General features: G+C 39.6%; 21 protein-coding genes. 6 read left to right on the top strand and 15 right to left on the bottom strand.

The genetic code is table 11. The annotated features are described in order from the left end of the window. The first annotated feature begins 61 nt into the window (after window positions 1-61). On the top strand, window positions 62-1,438 hold the full coding sequence (locus MOJ78_RS11075) for a YjiH family protein (protein ID WP_304977405.1): 1,377 nt from the start codon (window positions 62-64) through the stop codon (window positions 1,436-1,438). A 67-nt stretch (window positions 1,439-1,505) separates the two neighbouring features. On the opposite strand, the gene MOJ78_RS11070 is transcribed toward MOJ78_RS11075, so the two are convergent. The 5 genes from MOJ78_RS11070 to MOJ78_RS11050 form a co-directional block, all read right to left on the bottom strand. Beyond that, window positions 1,506-3,341 carry a dihydroorotate dehydrogenase gene (locus MOJ78_RS11070; protein ID WP_304977404.1) on the bottom strand — a complete coding sequence of 612 codons (1,836 nt, stop codon included), beginning with the start codon at window positions 3,339-3,341 and terminating at the stop codon, window positions 1,506-1,508. Window positions 3,342-3,505: 164 nt separating this feature from the next. Next, window positions 3,506-3,685, bottom strand: coding sequence for a hypothetical protein (locus tag MOJ78_RS11065; protein ID WP_304977403.1), 180 nt, complete (start codon window positions 3,683-3,685; stop codon window positions 3,506-3,508). A 441-nt stretch (window positions 3,686-4,126) separates the two neighbouring features. Further along, a complete protein-coding gene (locus tag MOJ78_RS11060; protein WP_304977402.1) occupies window positions 4,127-4,993 on the bottom strand; it encodes a GNAT family N-acetyltransferase in 867 nt (288 codons plus the stop codon). Beyond that, entirely contained in the window at window positions 4,993-5,613 is a 621-nt protein-coding gene (locus MOJ78_RS11055) for a zinc dependent phospholipase C family protein (protein ID WP_304977401.1), read from the bottom strand. Before MOJ78_RS11055 ends, MOJ78_RS11060 begins: the two co-directional genes overlap by 1 nt. Window positions 5,614-5,723: 110 nt before the next feature. After that, entirely contained in the window at window positions 5,724-5,867 is a 144-nt protein-coding gene (locus MOJ78_RS11050) for a hypothetical protein (RefSeq protein WP_304977400.1), read from the bottom strand. 165 nt (window positions 5,868-6,032) lie between these two features. Here MOJ78_RS11050 and MOJ78_RS11045 point away from each other — a divergent pair, with 165 nt between their 5' ends. After that, window positions 6,033-6,791, top strand: coding sequence for a DeoR/GlpR family DNA-binding transcription regulator (locus tag MOJ78_RS11045; protein ID WP_304977399.1), 759 nt, complete (start codon window positions 6,033-6,035; stop codon window positions 6,789-6,791). 134 nt (window positions 6,792-6,925) lie between these two features. On the opposite strand, the gene MOJ78_RS11040 is transcribed toward MOJ78_RS11045, so the two are convergent. Then, complete coding sequence (locus MOJ78_RS11040; RefSeq protein WP_304977398.1) at window positions 6,926-7,645, bottom strand: class I SAM-dependent methyltransferase; 720 nt, start codon at window positions 7,643-7,645, stop codon at window positions 6,926-6,928. A 101-nt stretch (window positions 7,646-7,746) separates the two neighbouring features. On the opposite strand from MOJ78_RS11040, the gene MOJ78_RS11035 reads away from it, so the two are divergent. Then, window positions 7,747-8,703 (top strand): nucleoside hydrolase, encoded by a 957-nt coding sequence (locus MOJ78_RS11035; protein ID WP_304977397.1) that lies wholly within the window; start codon window positions 7,747-7,749, stop codon window positions 8,701-8,703. A gap of 74 nt (window positions 8,704-8,777) precedes the next feature. Here MOJ78_RS11035 and MOJ78_RS11030 read toward each other — a convergent pair whose 3' ends face one another. Both MOJ78_RS11030 and MOJ78_RS11025 read right to left on the bottom strand, forming a co-directional pair. Then, window positions 8,778-9,401 (bottom strand): LysE family translocator, encoded by a 624-nt coding sequence (locus MOJ78_RS11030; protein ID WP_304977396.1) that lies wholly within the window; start codon window positions 9,399-9,401, stop codon window positions 8,778-8,780. Window positions 9,402-9,544: 143 nt separating this feature from the next. Beyond that, window positions 9,545-10,561 (bottom strand): NADP-dependent oxidoreductase, encoded by a 1,017-nt coding sequence (locus MOJ78_RS11025; RefSeq protein ID WP_304981238.1) that lies wholly within the window; start codon window positions 10,559-10,561, stop codon window positions 9,545-9,547. Window positions 10,562-10,701: 140 nt separating this feature from the next. Here MOJ78_RS11025 and MOJ78_RS11020 point away from each other — a divergent pair, with 140 nt between their 5' ends. The 3 genes from MOJ78_RS11020 to MOJ78_RS11010 all read left to right on the top strand — a co-directional run bounded on the left by MOJ78_RS11020 (window position 10,702) and on the right by MOJ78_RS11010 (window position 13,692). After that, window positions 10,702-12,078, top strand: a complete 1,377-nt coding sequence (locus MOJ78_RS11020; RefSeq protein WP_304977395.1) for an MATE family efflux transporter — start codon at window positions 10,702-10,704, stop codon at window positions 12,076-12,078. Window positions 12,079-12,130: 52 nt separating this feature from the next. Beyond that, window positions 12,131-12,325: a polyribonucleotide nucleotidyltransferase gene (locus tag MOJ78_RS11015; protein ID WP_304977394.1), complete on the top strand. Its 195-nt coding sequence runs from the start codon at window positions 12,131-12,133 to the stop codon at window positions 12,323-12,325. 140 nt (window positions 12,326-12,465) lie between these two features. Further along, complete coding sequence (locus MOJ78_RS11010; RefSeq protein WP_304977393.1) at window positions 12,466-13,692, top strand: MFS transporter; 1,227 nt, start codon at window positions 12,466-12,468, stop codon at window positions 13,690-13,692. Between the two features lie 71 nt (window positions 13,693-13,763). Here the strand turns inward: MOJ78_RS11010 and MOJ78_RS11005 are convergent, their stop codons facing one another. From MOJ78_RS11005 to MOJ78_RS10975, 7 genes are all read right to left on the bottom strand, one after another. Continuing rightward, on the bottom strand, window positions 13,764-14,360 hold the full coding sequence (locus MOJ78_RS11005) for a DUF502 domain-containing protein (protein WP_304977392.1): 597 nt from the start codon (window positions 14,358-14,360) through the stop codon (window positions 13,764-13,766). Window positions 14,361-14,494: 134 nt separating this feature from the next. After that, on the bottom strand, window positions 14,495-15,139 hold the full coding sequence (locus MOJ78_RS11000) for a TetR/AcrR family transcriptional regulator (RefSeq protein ID WP_304977391.1): 645 nt from the start codon (window positions 15,137-15,139) through the stop codon (window positions 14,495-14,497). Window positions 15,140-15,155: 16 nt separating this feature from the next. Next, window positions 15,156-15,953, bottom strand: coding sequence for a DUF2705 family protein (locus tag MOJ78_RS10995; RefSeq protein WP_304977390.1), 798 nt, complete (start codon window positions 15,951-15,953; stop codon window positions 15,156-15,158). Further along, the gene (locus tag MOJ78_RS10990; protein WP_304977389.1) at window positions 15,943-16,851 is read right to left on the bottom strand and encodes an ABC transporter ATP-binding protein; all 909 of its coding nucleotides are present in this window, start codon (window positions 16,849-16,851) and stop codon (window positions 15,943-15,945) included. Before MOJ78_RS10990 ends, MOJ78_RS10995 begins: the two co-directional genes overlap by 11 nt. Window positions 16,852-17,384: 533 nt before the next feature. Next, entirely contained in the window at window positions 17,385-18,215 is an 831-nt protein-coding gene (locus MOJ78_RS10985; protein WP_304977388.1) for an aldo/keto reductase, read from the bottom strand. A gap of 52 nt (window positions 18,216-18,267) precedes the next feature. Next, window positions 18,268-19,146 (bottom strand): chemotaxis protein, encoded by an 879-nt coding sequence (locus tag MOJ78_RS10980; RefSeq protein WP_304977387.1) that lies wholly within the window; start codon window positions 19,144-19,146, stop codon window positions 18,268-18,270. 130 nt (window positions 19,147-19,276) lie between these two features. Then, window positions 19,277-20,221, bottom strand: coding sequence for a S8 family peptidase (locus tag MOJ78_RS10975; RefSeq protein WP_304977386.1), 945 nt, complete (start codon window positions 20,219-20,221; stop codon window positions 19,277-19,279). Window positions 20,222-20,294: the final 73 nt, after the last annotated feature.

The following is a 20,294-nucleotide window of genomic DNA, read 5'->3' as shown; positions in this document are numbered from 1 at the left end:
AAGGAAATAATACTAGGTAAATGTATTACAAAATTCCACAACATGAGGTGATTTATAACACATGGACAGCAAGAATTCACAGCAAGCTTCAACCCAAGCATTAACTGTAGCAAATTATGTAAAATTCATTATCCCTTCATTAATCGGAATATTCTTATTCATGATTCCAATCGAATACAATGGTGCGGTTACAATACCTGTAGCGTTACTTGCAGATTGGCTTCAGAGGTTATTGGGGACAAGTATCCCGGCAATAATGACCGCGATCATTACACTCACTGTACTTCTAACTATATTTGCAAGGCTATCCAAGCCTTCCTTTATTATGAAAAATGTATTTTTAAAGACCCTGTTTTATGTACATCCGGTTTGGGTCATCACTCGTATACTTGGAATGATTTTTGCAATTATAACTTTGTTCCAAATTGGACCTGAATGGATTTGGTCAGCTAATACAGGAGGCTTATTGTTAGAGGTACTCATTCCGGTGTTATTTTCCGTTTTCCTATTTGCCGGATTGTTTTTACCACTACTCTTGAATTTCGGATTATTGGAATTGTTCGGTGCGTTGTTGACGAAGTTTATGCGACCTGTGTTCACGCTGCCCGGGCGCTCCTCTATCGATTGTTTAGCTTCATGGCTAGGTGACGGTACAATTGGAGTATTGTTAACAAGTAAGCAATATGAAGAAGGGTTTTATTCAAAGCGTGAAGCTGCAGTGATCGGGACCACATTTTCCGTCGTTTCGATTACATTTACGATTGTCGTCCTTAAACAAGTAGGATTAGAAGAATATTTCGGTCCGTATTATTTGACCATTGTTCTTGCTGGATTAGCAGCTGCATTGATCACGCCACGTATCCCTCCTTTATCTCGCAAAAAGGATTCTTATTCTGAATCAGTCGGAAATCGTAACGTCGAGGCGATTCCAGAGGGCAAAACTCCTCTTAAGTGGGGATTAGAAGAAGCTGCAACAAATGCTCGTAAAACCAAATCATTTGATGCGATCATCAAAGGGGGCACACAAAACGTCCTTGATATGTGGATGGGTGTTATCCCGATTGTCATGGCCATTGGAACAATCGCTTTGATCATCGCAGAATATACACCTTTGTTTGTATGGCTCGGGGCTCCGTTTGTACCGTTGTTGGAGCTCATGCAAGTTCCTGAAGCATCTGATGCGGCACAAACAATAGTTGTTGGTTTTGCAGATATGTTCCTTCCAACCGTTATCGGAAGCAGCATCATTGAAAGTGAAATGACATTATTCATCATTGCTTGTTTATCCGTAACCCAGCTTATTTATATGTCTGAGGTAGGCGGATTGCTATTAGGGTCGAAAATACCGGTTAACTTCAAAGATCTCGTAATCATTTTCCTTGAACGTACATTGATTACACTACCGGTTATCGTATTGATGGCTCATATTATCTTTTAAAGTTTCTATAAAAGAGGGACTGACAAAACATCGTCAGTCCCTCTCTTAATATTTGAGCTATGTCTTACTAGATAGAATTCGTTTTTCTCATAAAATAGTCGCCCTTTTTCATCAAATATGGGTAGGAATAAAAAACACCAAGGATATACAGCAGAAAAGCAAAATACGCTGGAGATAAGTGGTATTGATCGACGTATCCGATGTGATAATGAATGCCGATACCTGCGGCAAACCCAGGGATTCCCCCTAGCGTCAATGCCCACCAGACCCACTTCTCTCCTTCACGAAAGCCCCACAATGAAATGAGAGATATGAGCAAGCCAACCGATAGTAATGCACCTCCAAAACCTGCACGGTCATGAGCTATCAATGGGATAAAGTTTTCATTATGTTCATGGATTTGGTCAGGTTCAAGGTGCAAATATCCGAGGTCCTCTTTTACAAACACATTGGTCAGGCCGATGAATGAAATCACAATACCCGCCGTTAAAAAGGCTGCACCAAGAATAATGAACATGCTTTGACCGAATTGGCTTTTTCTCCAGGCATCTGTGTTACGTAAATTGTAGCCTGTTTCACCTTGTGACATCGTTCTAGTGTGATAGAACCCGTACAGAAAAAACGGTAGAATCAAGGCGTTGTACAACAAATGGATGCGGTCAAGATAACCGAATCCTAGAAAATAAAAAAAGTTTAAGAAACCAAGTGTCGCTGCAACGTAAAAGACCTTTCTTGCCCAATGCTGACCTGTACGAATTCCAAAATAAGCAAGCATCATATAGAGAAATCCGGCTGATATCATTACACCCGCTAGACTGATTCTATCGTGTGACATAAAATAAAAAAGCTGCTCACTAAACTGTTGAATTTCTTCCTTCTTCATGCCGAGGAACTGTTCATCATAAGCAAGTAATACATCGGTCAAACCGACAAAACATGCAATTAGTCCAGCGATGAATACTCCAAATCCCATAAAAAAACTGGACAACCAACCTCTCTGGTTATGTTTCGGTTCAGTATGATTCGATGAAATAACTTCGTTGATTCGTTTCGGTAGACCAGGTCCAGAATAAACAAATCCGCTATGAAGCTGAATCAAATCAGCTCCGGCTTCGAGAAGCTCGAGTGCATCCCCTGGCTCATGGACCCCTCCTGAAGCAACAATTGGTTTTCTGAAATGTATTAAATGTTTGACCTGATCCAACTTATTGGGAAGTTCAAATTGTCCCACTTTATATGTACGTTGATTTTTTTGCCCTTCTGATAAGTAAAACCCGTCAACATCATTGAACAAGGACTTTTTAAATGACTTCTCATCGACATTAATTAAAATCGGACGTTTGGTCATTTTACGAATCAATGAAAGATCCTCTTGTTTAATGTTTATGTCGACGACAATCCAGTCAACAAAAGGATTTAATTTTTCAATGATATAAAGGATATCTTTTAGAGACTTCTCGCCGATTCTTAACAAAATTGGCACATCGAGATTAATCACAGACAATACCTTCTCGGTTTGCTCTACACCTCTATTCTCCAGCAAGTGACTGTATTCAATCGTATCGTTTTCGGTATTCAACTTAATATCAGGTTGTTTAACAGTATTTCGTGTAACAGGGCCGATTTCTATAAATCCAAATCCGAGACAAGATAAGGCTCGAATTCCTTCAAGCTGTGGATCGACCTGTCCGCTTAACCCGATCGGGCTGGAGACTTCTATCCCACATACTCTTTTTTGGATTGATTGCAAGGGTGCCATATGCCCAAAAAATTCGATGACCCGATAGCCAAATGGCAACGAAACCAGGGTGTTCATCGTTCGAAGTGTGATTGTTCGTGCTTTTTCAGGAGCAAGACGATTCAATAATGGTTTAAAAAACGTGTGGTAGGACCAGTCCGGCATTTTCTCACCCTTTCCCCTATCTATCTATATATTAAAAGATTAACCAATGAAAATGAAGTATTTTCGAAAACGTCAATTTGGTAAAATGAAGAACTGGCACATTGGAGAAGGAATCCAAATGCCAGCCCTGTATTCGAGAATTCTTTTTTTACTTTTATTTATGGTTACCACAACCATGGATCGCGTCTATCGTCTTGTTCCTCTTCCGTGTCACCCTTTTCTTCAACTTCTTCGATGTCGGGCTCTTCATCTGATCTTAATCCCCACATTGCGTCCCATGGGTTAACAGATTGTTCATGATTTTCCGGTTCGTTCAGTGACTTCTTTTTCGCTTTATCCTCCACATTGTTCCCCCCCTTTCGTGGTGTGTCAGAGAATATTATTGTTTATATTTCTGAATTTGTTTTCTGTCGTTACTAACATATAAAAAAACCGGGAATTTGGAACGGACAAACGCCTATAATATAGGTTTTTTTCTTATTTTTATAATTCACTGATGATATCAACAAAAATAAAAGGACTGATACGATCAGCCCATCAATAGTACTATGACAAAGATATGAGTCAAGTAAAGCATTCCAGTAGCTAAGCAGAAAGAATACTTCCAATGATTGCACTTTTCATAGCGATCTCCTTTGTTGAAACGAAAAATTGTGTGAACCCAACAATTTTCATTAGTATATTGTAAGGTTCAGGAATCGTGGATGTTTAGCATAAATAACAGATTAGTAAAAAGCTTAGTCCTTCCATTCTGACCGAAGTACAAGCCTATTTCATCTAATAGGTCAGTCCGTTTCAAATCGATAAACGATGGATTCCCCAATGGTACGATAACCTATTTTTCCATAAATTCGATTAGAGGTCGGATTTGATAGGTCGGTATATAAACTACAAAACTTGTATCCACTATCAAGCAGTTTTTGACTCAGTGCGGCAACACAGGACGTCGCGTACCCTTTTCTCTGAAATTCAGGAGGCGTATAGACCAAATTGATCACAATCCCATTCTTTGTCGATCTAGCCTGTCGTGCCATGGAAACTGGTTCCCCGTCTTCCCACATATGAATAGAACGTTGCCCGATGAATTCCTTCGCACGTTTTATAGAATCCTCCTTGGACAAGGGCGCTTCAGTCACATTCGTAAACTCATGTATCCAATTGATAACCAAGTCTAAATCCTGTTCAGTAGCAGCTCTCATTTTCCCTGGAATCACCGGCACACTTTGTACTTCGGTCAATTCATAGATGGCTTGTTCCATTGCAATCACAGGTTTAGCACCAGTCGTTTTCCCCCATTGATCAACAAATGGTTCCACAAGCTGGTTGGCGCCGATTACACCAGGTATGGTAACACGCTCTTTTAAAAGATTATTTACTGCGATTGTGAATGCATGGTCAAGGTCGCCATGTTTTTCATCACCAAAAATCCCTAAATTAAAAGGCGGTGTCATTATTAACGTCAATGCAATACCTTTGTCATCTCGTATTAATGCAAAATATGGCTTTGGATCAGTACTTTGACTCTCTCGTTCCTTTGCAGCGCACTGGCTTAATATTCCGAGTGGAAGGTTATGTTTGGCTTCATCTAGCAGTAAAAAATCTTCCGCTTGTTCTATAAATTCAATGGCACTGTAATATCTCTTATAATTCATTAGCTTTCTCTTCCTTCTCCAGAAATCCTCTTTATTACCTGTATCGTTTTCTCAACAGAGTTATGTATATATTGAATGATGTCTTCAAACTCGAATACCTCAAGGGGCCTTGATTCGGTATCGACAGGTGTAATAAAATCATTCTGCATATCCTCGAGAAAAGGTTGGACCTTGCTAACATCCAATTCTTCAATTCCGCCATTGTAAGTTCCCGTCTTTAAAACTGCTTGAAGTGACTCATTTTTATTCCATCTTAACAACATACTGTTCAACCGTCTGAAATCTCGATGGTATGCCTCTTGAAACCCTGGATTTTCCTCTACTTTTTCTTTGATCCAGGCCAAAAAAAAGTCTTTAAGCCAAAAATCATCGGTTATCAAATGGCATAAATACCCTAATTCGAACGGGGTGTGATTATTTGGCTGGTATTTTTCGATAAATCTATTGTAGTTAACCGCAATCGTTAATCCCTGAGGATTATAATCAAAAAAATGTGTCAAATCTTTCGGTGTTTGAGCATCAGGAACAACAGCACCTAAGTAAAAGTGTGAAGCCTCACTTATTGTCAATTGTCTACAAACTAGGTCTGCTGTAACTAAATGCATGATACGTGAACCCATAACTGCCTCCTTTAATTCGTCCATTTATACAAATACAACAAAATGTGCAGAATCCCTCCTGCACATTCAAAAAATATAGCTTTATTAAGTTTACATAATTATATTATGTTTTACTGCCTGGAGATCGTATTTATCGGATCGTCTAATGATGTATTATTTTCATCCCCGGGATAAGATTTATCCTGGACGACTAGCAAGGCTAACCCAAGCTCTACAGCACATAGAAACACGATGACTAAAAATCCTGCAACCATAGTATCCCGCTCCTCCGTTTAAGTAATTACAATTGATTATAAGGTATATTAATGAATTAGACAAGTAGTAAATTTAAGTTATATAAGTAATTAAGTTTAACTAAGTTGCTCATGCCACTTAATTAACTTATAATATATTTAGACCATTTTTAAGGAATGATTGCGATGTATCAAGAAGAACGTTTATTGGAGATCATTGAGTATTTGAAGATTCATGAGCGGATTAGCGTAAATGAGATGATGGATGAGTTCAACATCTCACGTGATACGGCAAGACGAGATCTCGTCAAGCTTGAGGAGAAAAATGCAATCGTACGAACTAGAGGCGGAGCAATCCTTCCAAAAAAGAAGGAAGAGATCAAGAGTTATTCTGATCGCTTACAATTTGATTCGGATGTCAAAACTAAGATTGCAAAGCGTGCACAATCGCTTATTCAACGTAGAGATACGCTGCTTTTTGATACGTCCACTACCGTTCAATATCTTGCGGAAATACTTACGGAAAAAGATGCCGTTGTGCTTACAAACTCGATTCATCAGGCACAAATTCTCTCACAAAAACCGAATGTAGAAATCCATTTACTTGGAGGGATCCTAAATAAGGAACATGGTTTTTTATATGGTTCTTCGCTGATCGAAAGGCTCAATCATTATTACGTTGACAAGGTCTTTATCGGTGCGGCAGGCTTATCTGTAAAAGGATTCACCTATCCTCATGAGGAAGACGCTATGGTTAAAAAAGAAATGACCCGCCATGGTGAGCAGGTCATCGTCCTTGTGGATCATACGAAGTTTAGGAAGAAACAGCTGTATCGAAGTGTTACCTTTCAAGATGTTGATATCATCATTACAGACCGAACACCTGACAGCGACATTGTATCACTTTTGCAAGAATATAATGTTGAGCTTATTATCGTGGAGTAAAACAGATGAAGACTCTCAGGAAGAACGTATATAAATCGGGAAACATATTCAGAATTTGACCAGTTGAATTCTGCTTAATAAAACAGTCACTAGTTAAAGAGCAGACTTTACACAAAAATCATTTGTTTACGGATTCAAACGGACATTATTTTCTGTGCCCTGACAAACAGAAATTGTGGTTTCTTCGTTAATTCAGCATATGAATCAGGTGATTTCTCCCGGTACTTTTCAGTCGGCATTGGCTCTATGATTTTTTCGATTGTAAATCCATTCAAATATAAAGGTTTGATGATCTCAGTTAGTGGACGTCGATAGAAGTGAACCTTTACTTCCCCTTCAGGTATTTTCCATGTATCCTCTAATAGCTCCGTTGCAAAATAGTTTTCGCAATTAAACTGTGTGTAATCCATAAAAGGATGGTGTACGGAAAACACTAATCTTCCTCGTTCTCGTAACACACGATTGAATTCCTTAAAGGGGACATCCCAGTCTTTTATATAGTGAAGGGTTAATGGAGATACGATGAGATCATACGTATTCCTTTCAATCATAGTGAGCGGTTCTGAAAGATTTGCTTGATACACCTTTGCGTTTTGACCGACTCTCTGTTTCGTTAGCTTGACCATGTTTGGACTGAAATCGATCGAGGTGACGGCAGCTCCTTTTTCGATCAGCCATTGTGTATACCAACCCGCTCCGCATCCAGCATCAAGAACACGTATGCTCTCGACATCCGGAAGCAACGATAATGTTCCTGGTCGCTCATAATCAGCATTTGCAGGTTTTTCATCTACATGATGAAAATAATAATCGGCGAGTTTTTGATATGCATCGAGTGAAACTGATTTATTCAAACTGATCCCCCTACTCATCATGAGGTTTTTTGAGTTATATACATTTTACATTCATATATATGTAAGTGAAGCACATTTTAAGGTGAAGGTAGGTAAACCCATTGAAAAATGTACTCCTTTTTACAGATCCAGGAATTGATGATTCACTTGCAATCATTTATTGTATACTAAATCCGCAAATCAATTTGGTCGGTATCGTTGCAAGCTACGGAAATGTCCCAAAAGAACAAGCGGTTGAAAATGTAAATTACTTACTAGAGATAAGCAACCTCCAAAAAATTCCCGTCATTCGAGGTGCTGAAGGTCCGCTGACTGGTGATATCTCTGTATATTACCCTGAAATCCATGGACCTGAGGGGCTTGGTCCGATACTACCGCCAGAAACGGTATCACAAGAGTTTAAATCATTCAATGAGATTTTTAAAATAGTTGCAACTTATGAAAACGATCTAGTTATCGTCGACGTTGGACGAAATACAACTTTAGCTATGGCCCTTCTTCTGGAGCCGGACATTATGCAGATGGCGAATGAATATTATATGATGGGTGGCGCTTTCCTCGTTCCAGGTAATGTTACTCCTGTAGCTGAAGCAAATGTACATGGGGACCCGACCGCCACAGGAATTGTTCTTACAAGGGCCAAAAACATAACCATATTTCCTTTGAATGTAACCAATTATGCCTATGTAAACGAAAATATGGCGGAATTCATCCAACAGAAAGCTCAAAATCCATTTCGCACATTGGTTCCAAAAATCATTGAATACTATATCGAATCTTATAAAAAGCTTGTCCCTGGACTCCCGGGCGCACCACTTCATGATGTGTTAACCGTTAGTGCTCTCGTTAATCCTGGGCTGTGCAGTTTTATACAGAAGGCTGTTATTGTACAAGATATACTAGGTCCCGCATTTGGAATTACGATAGCTGATTTCCGTAAACGGGCGAAAGAAGATATCGATCCCTCCATAAAAACGTGCCGAATTGCGATTCAACTAAACTATCAACTATTTTATCAGGACTTTCTGGAAACTATGACACGGAAGATTGTCGAATAAAACAAGATAAGGTAAATTATGGAGCGGACTATAGTCAACGAATGTCGGATCCGCACGCTATACCACCATTATTTTCAACTGTTTTTTTCGAACAATAATCGAATCGCAAAATAACCGAACACTAATCCTTTTGCACGGTTTACCCATGTTAAAATAACAGGATTTTTCCAGAGTCGATCACCGACTGATCCGGCAAGTATCGATAACAGAGTAAAAATAACCAGAGCCTGGATGATGAACAATACGCCTAACACGACCATTTGCACTGGAATGTTCCCCTCTCCGACAGCAACAAATTGGGGTAGGAAAGCAAGGAAGAAAATCGAAACTTTCGGGTTCAATAGATTCATGAATATTCCTTTTCGATATAAAGCTGATGACGTGTAACGTTCTGATTTTTGCTCTTCAGGTTCACTCGTTTCTCGGAATGCCTGTACTGCCATATATAAAAGATAAATTGCACCCGCTAGTTTGATCACATTGAACGCTAGGCTGGATTGATATATGATGGCAGAGATTCCGATTGCAGCTGCGAGTGTATGACCGACTAATCCAGTACAAAGACCAAGCCCTGTTGCAAGTCCTGCTTTTTTCCCCTGTGAAACACTCTGTGCGAACACAAACATAAAATCAGGACCTGGTGTGATTGTAAGTAAAATAGAAGCGACAAGAAAATAACTAAGTGTCTGCCAATCCATATCACCTTAACTCCTCTTTTTGTTCTAGTTTAACATGTTCTTTTCCCTAGTAGGTCCTGGTACAGGATGTAATAAAGTACAAAATAAAGATGATCAATTCATGTTGGCCATCTCTATAGTGTTAGTGTGGACGGATTCCGTTGCTATTCGCTTTGGCTTGCAACCTTTACCATGTATTTCCCTATGTTTTCACCTTTAAAAAGTCCTAGAAAAGCATCTGGAATTTTATCAAAACCTTCAATTATCGTCTCACGATAAGATAATTTTCCATCCTGGAGCCATTTCGCAAGATCCTTTATCGCTTCTTCAAAATGTGCACCATAATCTGAAACAATGAACCCTTTCATTAACGCGCTGTTGATTAATAATTGTGATTGCATTCTTGGTCCAAGATCCGGTTTTTCGAGGTTGTACAAGGCGATTTGCCCGCAAACCGGTATTCGAGCCCCCTTATTGATTAACCGTAACACCGCATCTGAAACCTCTCCTCCAACATTGTCATAATACACGTCAACACCATCATTACATGCTTGCTTCAATTGATCTTTAAAGTCTTCTGATTTGTAATTAACGACTTCATCAAAGTTCAATTCATTCTTTAAATACGTCAGCTTTTCGTCTGACCCAGCTATCCCGACAACCTTTGCCCCTGCAATTTTTGCGATTTGCCCAACAACTGTTCCAACTGCCCCTGCTGCCCCAGAGACAACAACCGTTTCCCCTTCAACAGGTTTTCCGATATCAAGAAGGCCAAAATAAGCAGTAATTCCAGGCATTCCTAAAACGCCGAGTTGTGTGGTTATCGGTGCTTGATTTGGATCGATCTTACGCAATTCGTTCTCTGAAGCGACTAGATACGTTTGCCAACCAAGGTTGCCGATGACAATATCCCCCACCTGTAAATCCAGACTATTGGTTTCTGCAACTTCAGCGATCACGCTTCCTTTAATAACTTCGCCAACCTTGTAGGGCTCAACGTATGACTTGCTGTCACTCATCCGACCTCTCATGTACGGATCGACCGACACATATAACGTTTTCAACAAAACTTCACCTGAATCAAGCTGTTTTAGCTGTTCTTCCTTCCAATTAAAATCAGTTTTCTCGGGCATTCCTTTTGGTCTTTGTGCTAAGCGTATTTGAGTTGTAGTCATTGTCATCATTTAATCCATCCTTTCATCTCTAACCCTATTATAAATATCAAAAGGCAAACAATAAAATAGTACGCTTTGACCGTCCATTTCTATTATCATGTGATATAATATCGAAATTACGTTTAAAAGAATGATGAGGTATGTATATGTTTGAAACGAAAACAACAGGGCAAAAGTTAAGGCAATTTATATATATCCTATTCCCGATTGTCATCACACAGGTCGGGTTATATTCCATGAACTTTTTTGATACGCTGATGAGCGGTCAGGCAAGCCCAGAGGATCTCGCTGGTGTAGCAATCGGTTCGAGCCTATGGGTACCGGTTTTTACAGGCTTAAGCGGGGTCTTAATGGCATTGACGCCAATTGTTTCTCAGTTAGTAGGAGCAAACCAGAAGGGAAAGGTTCCTTTTTCAGTGCTGCAAGCTTTATATTTATCATTCTTCCTTACAATTGTTGTCATGACTGTAGGATTCGTAATTCTCAGTCCCATTTTAGACGGTATGAATCTTAATCAAAAAGTAGAAACGGTAGCATTTCACTATTTAGCCGGTCTTTCTTTTGGTATGCTTCCTCTCTTTATGTATACCGTTTTACGTTGTTTTATCGACGCTCTTGGTGCGACCCGGACAACGATGGTCATCACTTTACTGTCCTTACCAATAAATGTGCTCTTCAATTATGTACTGATCTTTGGAAAATTCGGTTTCCCTAAATTAGGCGGTATCGGTGCGGGATATGCCTCTGCGATCACCTATTGGTTCATATTGATCGTTGCAATCCTTGTGGTCATAAGACATGAGCCATTTTCCCTTTATCGAATTTTTCGAAAATGGTATCCGATATCCTTTTCAGCATGGAAGGAACTATTGATAATTGGTGTTCCGATCGGCTTTGCAATCTTTTTTGAGGTTAGCATTTTTGCGGCGGTAACCTTATTAATGAGTCAATTCAATACGACTACAATTGCCGCGCATCAAGCAGCGATCAATTTTGCATCGATGTTATATATGGTTCCGTTAAGTATTTCGATGGCTTTGACGATTGCAGTCGGATTCGAGGTGGGGGCAAAACGTTATAAGGATGCTAAACAATACAGCACGCTCGGAATTTTGATCGCGATCTTGATTTCATTGCTATCAACTGCCATCCTCATCTTGTTTAATGAAACAATTGCGGGCATATATACGAATGATCAGCATGTGTTGGAGTTGTTGTCCCATTTCTTATTATACGCGATATTTTTCCAGCTTTCCGATGCGGTTGCTGCCCCCATTCAAGGTGCATTACGAGGATATAAAGATGTAAACATTACACTGATTATGGCATTGATCTCATATTGGGTAGTTGGCTTGCCGCTCGGATATATTTTAGCAAAATATAGTTCTTTTGGACCGTTCGGTTATTGGATTGGGCTAAGTTCAGGATTATTGTGTGGGGCGATTACATTGTATGTCCGTCTCCGGCATCTACAGCTCAAATTTCAATCTCGGACACCTGGCCATCATATACCTACTTCATAATTGCAAAACGTCTACCGATAAAATGGATAAGTACGAGTTTTGGAGGTAGAAGATGGATATTGCATCAATTATGGCTTCAAACTTGCAGCAGCTACAAACGACGTTGAGTAGAAATTTGTTAAGTGGGAGTCTAGCGACACAGGCGGCACAAAGCACCGTCATGCTGAACGATTTCACCCAGAACCAGCAACAGCTTCAACAAGCATCACACCCCACATCAGGTCATCATGTGGACTTAAAAGCATAAGCTCGTAAATGAACGGACACAAGCCGAATTGGTTCTGCCTTGTTGTTCGTTTTTTTATATGGCGGGATTCAATTGATGTATGTTTTCGTTTCAATCATCGGATACTACTACACGAACGATGATGAAAGGACTGTGGATCAATGGAACACCAGAATAAGTTCGCCCTGTTTTCTCTAGCATTCATTCCATTAGTCATGACCCTTGGGAACTCGATGTTGATCCCGATCTTACCTACCATCGAAAAAGAATTAAATCTAAGTGAACTTCAGGTCAGTATGATCATCACACTTTTTTCAGTCGTTGCAATTATTTTCATTCCGATAGCGGGCTTTATATCTGATCGATACGGTCGAAAAATAGTGATCATTCCAAGTCTGCTTATTGCAGCAATTGGAGGTGCCGTTGCTGGATGGGCCTCTTCACAACTCGAGGATCCGTTTACATGGATCTTGATAGGTCGGATCATACAAGGATTGGGTTCGGCAGGTGCAGCACCCGTTGTCCTCCCTTTAATTGGTGATATGTATAAGGATGATAAGCAAATTAGTGAAGGGCTCGGTGTAGTTGAATCGTTTAACACATTCGGGAAAGTGTTAAGTCCGATTCTCGGTTCATTATTAGCAGTTCTAGTCTGGTTCATGCCTTTTTTTGCGATTCCAGTCTTTTCTGTCGCAGCTGCAATACTCGTTCTTTTTTTCGTCAAAGTACCAAAACAAAATAATACCGATAAACGTAAGATCAAAGAGTTTGTAAGCAGTGTTAAAGAAATTGCAGTCCGGGAAGGTAAATGGTTAGTTGCTATCTTTATGATGGGGATTTTTTCTATGTTCATTTTGTTTGGAGTTTTGTTCTTTCTGTCTGAACAATTGGAAAGTGAATATGGTATGAAAGGTGTAATCAAGGGACTCGTACTAGCAATCCCTCTCCTTTCCTTATCGATCGCCTCTTATATTACAGGTAAAAAAGTTGGGGACAACAAACGTTTGATGAAGGTAATTATCGCCGCAGGATTAATCCTTGTTACAATCAATTTAGGCTGGATCGGTTTTTCGGAAGGGATTTATACATTGTTGACCGGACTATTCCTTGCCGGGCTTGGAATCGGTATTGCGTTACCTGCATTAGACGCAATGATTACCGAGGGCATTGAAAAAGAGGAGTGTGGCACTGTCACTTCCATATACAGCAGTATGAGATACGTCGGAGTTGCACTAGGTCCACCAATTGTAGCCGCAACATTAAATACAGGGCGGGAAATCATTTTCTTTGGTATGATGGGGCTTAGCGTTATTGCCAATATTATTGTTTTTGTATTGATTCGTCCTGAAAAAGAAGAAAAAAACGAATTGGAACCCGCAAAAGTGTAAAGAGGAAATACCATAAAAAGGAAAAGAGCCTCGATCGTTGCTCTTTTCCTAGGTTCTGTATCCCATGTAAATTAAGTACTTTCTTTTTGAACCTCTTTTCGAACGGTCATCCCACCTGAAAGGACAAACTTCATCGCTTCTTCCGGCTTTACGTCAATTATTTCGATATCTGCTTTTGGAACAAGGAAAGTCACGCCTGCTACTTGAAAGGTTTGCGGGACATACACCGCGATATGGTCAGATAAAGTACGATCGAGCGTATCGACATCCTCAGACATGACAAATCCGATCGCCTTCATGTTTGTTCCTGGCAAATGAACGAGAGCCACCTTTGAAAAGGACTTTTTCTCACCAAGAAACGACTGGATTGTGTCTTTAATAACAGAGTAAAGGCTTTTTACGATCGGAATCCGATCTAAAAGCTTATCAATCAGTTCGACTATTTTCCCGCTGATATATTGTCTGGATAACCAGCCTAAGACGGTGATAAGAATGATAGACGCGAGCAACCCCAATCCAGGAACATAATCCTCTTGTAAGAAGCCGCGAAATGTGTTTCCAAGAATACTGTCAAGAAATTCAAATACTTTAATGACGACGTAAATTACTAAAATAATCGGTACAACTGTAATGATTCCATTTAAAAAGTTTTTTGCTAAAGCTTTCATGTCAACCTCCGTAAAATATCGAGTGCTGTAAAAAGGTGTAATCAAAAAGAGCAACAACTCTGTGTTACTCTCCTTGGAAAATTACCCATGACTAATTATAGCTTACTGTTTAGAATTGTACTAATGTTACTCGATTACTTCCGATAGACTCCATATTGAATGACATCAAAGTATTGGTTCAGTTGATCGAGGAATGGATCTGGATCAACGAGCAGCTCTTTCTCTATGCCTTTATAGGCCTGAAGCATGTTGCGGTTCAATTGATCGATGACATTCATTATATAATCGATGACAAACTGCTTCGTCAATCCTGGTCTTAAGTCCTCCTCTTTCAAATAAGAGAACAAGTACGTTTCATTCGCGTCTTGAACTTTTGCATAGTAGGACCTATTGATTTCCTCAATTTCTATTTGCAGCTCTTTTGGTGTATCTAAAATGGCTTTCATAAGGATTTGATATTCATTCGGATAAATTAAACACACATTCATTTTGATTACAGATACTTGCCTGATCCGTTCAAAAAAATCAGTTTGATCGAACGTTTGCAGTTTCTTATATACCTTATCAGCAATTAGCTCTATAGAATGTTGAACAAGGTACAGGAATAATCCCTTTTTATTCTTAAAATAATGGAATAATAAGCCCTTAGAAATGCCAGCCCTTTGGATGATCCGGTTAGTCGATGTATTTTCATATCCGTTTTTCGCAAACTCTTCTATACAAATTGCTAAAATTCGTTGTTTTTTCTCATCAGGTAACTTTTCAAATGCGCTGGTCATATTATAAAACCTCGCTTCACACTGCGATATCCTTTTTACGATAGTACATAAACGTAAGCACTGTACTAATCAGCATAACCGCAACCATAATGAAAATATACAATCCATCTAGCGATTCATCAAGAATAATGTCAGCAGCATCTACATAAGAAAATGGACTAACGAATTTCAAGTTCTCCAAAGAATCAGTAACACTTGAAATAATCTGCAAAAAGTACGTGATGAACACGAGTCCGACCGTTACAGAAAGTATTTGTCGCCCTTTTTTAAGAACACTGGATAGCAAAAAGGCGATAGCTGCGAATGTCAGATGTAACAATACTGGTGCGATTGAGATGAGTAAATACTGATTAAACTCAAACGATCCATCATCGACGATCAAGAACGCACTAAGGTTAATCAGCGAAACGATCAGGTTGAATAATACTACGTTCAAAACTACAACAAGAAGCTTCTGAGTAATCATAGACGTTCTGGTGATCGGTTTTGACAGTAGAAACTCTATCGTCTTCTCGCTTTCCTCTTTTGCGAGCATATTTCCTGCAAGCAAGACAACGTAAATGCTGCCGATCAGGGTAATTAGCATGTAACCTTCAATTGCATAAAACCCAAGAACCGTTCCCATGCTGACTTTATCCATACCGAATGCTTTTTTTATTCCTTCAGGATACGCCTCCAACAACGCCTTCATACCTTCTTGCTGTTTTGCGAAATCAGGATATATTTGCATCATTAAGAAAGTCAGACCCCCGATTATGATTGACCAGATAATCAGTGAACGAAGGTTCCACTTGAATTCTTGTTTAAATATCATTCTCTGCTCCTCCATTCTTTTCGTTTTCATAAAAGTGCATGAAAATTTCATCCAAAGAAGGTTCTTCGATCAAAAGGTCGCGATACGTGTGCTGGCTGATTTCATGAACCAATGCATGCACATCACCTCGATATAACAGCTTCAATGTTTGCCCCAGTTGTTCTTGACGAATGATGCCCTCGAGAGTGAGATCGATTGTTTGTTCTTCTGCTAATAATATCGTTACATTTTTGAATTGATTTTTCGTTAGGTTCTCGATTGTATCGTTAGCAATCAATTCACCCTCTTTAATAATCGCAACCCGATCACACATCTTTTGAACTTCGCTCAAGATATGGGAGGAAAAGAAAATTGTAACCCCCTTCTCTTTTTCTTCGAGTAGCAAATCAAAAAACGTATGCTGCATTAGTGGATCGAGTCCCCCGGTCGGCTCATCCATGATTAGTAAACGGGGTTCATGTAACAATGCTTGAACGATTCCTACTTTCTTCCGGTTCCCAAATGATAAATCCTCGAATTTCTTAGAAAGGTCTAGCTCTAATCGATCTGAGAGCTCCTTAATCCGCGTATTAGAAGCCTTCTTTTTATAAAAACCAGCGGAATAATTAAGTAGTTCTTTTACTTTCATATTGTCATAGTAATGTACTTCAGAGGGCAAGTAACCAACATCTTTTTTTATTGCCATCGATTCAGTAATGATGTCCTTGCCAAAGATTTTCGCATAGCCTTTCGTCGGGAAAATAAAATTCAGTAACATGCGAATGGTCGTACTTTTGCCTGCACCATTCGGTCCGATGAATCCATAAACTTCACCTTCTTGTACGGTTAAATTCAAATCGGTTACTGCACGGTGTTTTCCGTAGTACTTCGTGAGGTTTTGCATTTCGATTGCTTTCATTTCGATGCCCTCCTTATATTGACCATGTAGTCAACTCCATTATAATCCACATTGACCATATAGTCAATGTGGATAACGCGATTATCTGAATTTATGCACAAATGGTATTCGGGCTGTGGATAACCCTGGGCTGTTCATCATCGAAAAAAATAATAGGCCATATTTACTACTATTTACATCTCCTATAATATTGACCAACCAGTCAATACTACTCTCCTTTTTAATAGCTTTTATACACAGAACAATGAAGTCCTGTGGATAAGTTTTCAGAATATTCGACAAAATATTTCTGGTTCATTCGGACCAGGTGGTGCGAATTTGCAAGAACGTTGTCTAAAATGTTTACTCTCCATATGAATCGCCATTAATTTCTGAAACCAATCGTTCCCTAAATAGTTCTTTTAAGAAGGACCTGCAAAACATACGCAGCCAATACACACTTACATACACAAAACTAAACCACAGTAACTTATACTGCTACTGTGGTCAGTTTGAAATCATTTCTTTCTACCTTGATATTTATGATGTTTAAATTAGAAGTCGAAATTATCTGGATCTGGACCAAACCGTTCATTTCGATTCAGTCCATCAATCCGGGACATTTCTTCTTCAGTTAGTTTAAAATCAAACAGATTTGCGTTTTCATGTATCCGATGTTCGTTCACTGACTTCGGAATTGTTACGATCCCGTGTTGAAGATCCCACCGTAAAATGACCTGTGCTGGTGATTTACCGTATTTGTTGCTGATTTCTTTCAAAGCAGGATGATCAAGCAGCTTCCCATGCATTAATGGTGACCATGCTTCCATCTGGATATTTTGTTCACGGCAGAACGTTCGGAGCTCTTGCTGTGTAAGGTGCGGATGGAATTCGACTTGATTGACCATCGGTTTAATTTCAGCATCTTCTATTAAATCCTTTAGATGATGGACTTGAAAGTTGCTTACACCGATTGCCTTCACTCGCCCTTCCTTGTACAACTTCTCCATTGCTTTCCACGTTTCTTTGAACTTCCCTTCAACTGGCCAATGGATTAAATACAAATCAAGATAATCCAAGCCGAGCTTATTCATGCTCTTTTCAAAGGCTCCTAATGTAGATTCAAATCCTTGAGCCTTATTCCATACTTTTGTCGTAATGAATAAATCCTCACGAGAAATTCCCGATTCGCGGATCGCTCGGCCGACCCCTTCTTCATTGCGGTAAATAGCAGCAGTATCAATACTCCTGTAACCAGCCTCAAGTGCCCATTTTACAGATTGAATGACCTCATTTCCTTCTTCAACTTTAAATACACCAAAGCCTAGCCAAGGCATTTTCAGTCCATTATGTAAAGTTGTCGTACCCTTAATCGGTGTAACCATTCCACCACTCCTCTTTTTATAAACGTACAAATGATATTCGGTTTAAAATAGCCTAAAATTCAGGATTTGAATCATTCACAGATAACCAGAGTCGGATTAACTTTTCAGTGATTAAATCGAGTATATCTTTGTCCTTTACATATTCAAAATGAGACGCAGGATTCCAGTTCTTCAACAGGTTGCCTACATTCATTTCCCGGTCTTCCTCTACCGCTTGCTCGTATGCCTTACTTAAGGTTCGTAACGGATAACCTAGAATGTCATCTCGGTCGTATAGGTTGATCCATGACCCCTTTCCTGTCGGATAGATGGTATTGAACTGAGGGGCGGGCACTTGGATTGGTCGATCAAAGCTAGCGTAACGTAAACTCCATAGAGCTAACGGTGATCCTAGTGATATGAATTGAGCAAAGGTTTCCCCTTTTTCAATAGACGAAGCATTTTCAAGCATCTCCGTTAAGTAATCGGTTTGTTGTGGTCGTTCTTGTAAATCATAGAAAAAGTTACTCGTTATGACAGTACCCAGACTATGACCAATGATTGTTAGAGGGGCATCCTTCCCTGCTTTTTGACTCAATTCCTTCAAAGCGTGGCTATATACCTCATGAACCCGTTCATAATTTTGATGGCGACGCATCGTAGGTTGGTAAGCGATCGCATCGCCGAGAAATTCAATGAAAAACTTTCGTAACCTAGTAAAATTTAAGGGGCCGCCTTTCTGGACATCTTCCCAAAGCTCCCGTTCTTTATCATTGAATACGACTCCCCAATGAACAGGTTGAAACACAAACTCTTTGCTGGTAAATGGAAGCCCGCTTCTCCGCATACGAGTTTGTATATGCTTTTGTAAGTTCTCGATTAAAATCTCTGCAAAGTCCTCTTTTTGAATTCCAGCTCCATGAATGACGGCAACAGCAATTGATTGAGCCATTGTTTCCCCTCCTATGACCTGTTCCTAAAAGCATATCATAATTCGAGAGTATTACGTCCAAGAAAACTCATTACATACATCAGATCAGAAAAATATGAGATCGACTCATATAGAATGTCTCCTTATCAAATTAGGTCCGTTTCTTTGTGATGCCCTTTGATATATTTAAAAGCCCCGCACCCACGGACTTTCGGTTAAAGCCTAATTTCTCCGTATTATTCATGAGGAGTCGATAAATTTCAGCTTCGGACAGAGTTCGTTTCAATTTAGATTCATAGCCTTCAATCAGTAATGCAGCAGCTCCCGAAACGTGTGGTGTAGCCATTGATGTGCCTGATAGTTCTGCATATTTGTTATTTGTGTATGTTGAAACAATGTTCACACCAGGTGCAACTAAATCAATTTCATCGTTTGTATTCGTAAAATCTGCTGGTTTCTTATCTTCTGACACCGCACCGACACAAACAACCTCAGGATAATAGGCAGGGTATGTTTTTTTAAACGTATATCTTTTTCCATCCCCTAAATTGCCCGCGGAACAAACAACAAGGATGCCCTGTGCTACTGCTCGCTTGATAGCAGAATGTAATCGTGGGTCATTTATGCCTCCACCTAGTGAGAGTGAAATGACGCGCACCTGCTCCCCATCCCGTCCCCTCCAATCAATTGCATATTCGATCCCTTCGATTAGGCTTTCATACGTACTCGTTCCATTTCCCCTGATTACCTTAAGGATAAGCAAGCTTGCCTCGGGTGCCACTCCAGCAACGCCGAAACCATTTAAACCTGCAGCGATCGTACCTGAAACATGCGTCCCGTGATAATGATTATCCAAAAATATTTCTGGGTTTCCATTGTAATCAGAAGTGAAATTTCTCCCATCAATCACTTGACCTTGCAAGTCAGGATGGTTATATTCACAGCCTGTATCTAATACTGCTACCACTACACCTCTACCTTTGTATCCAATGTCCCACATTCGTGGAGCCTCAATCATATTTATACCTTTAGGGATTTCGTTATGTTTTGTATTTGTTGTGCTTACCTCGATTGGAAATAGATGTATGTCTGACATATCATTATTCTCCTTTACCTATCATCTATCAAGCTCTCTTATTTCTAGTAAATTCAAGGTCAAGGAGATTGGT

Source organism: Alkalihalobacillus sp. AL-G, from assembly GCF_030643805.1.
In the GTDB taxonomy this organism is placed as follows: Bacteria; Bacillota; Bacilli; order Bacillales; family Fictibacillaceae; genus Pseudalkalibacillus.
Note: the sequence above shows the minus strand (reverse complement) of the source record. Positions and strands in the feature narration are given on the sequence as shown.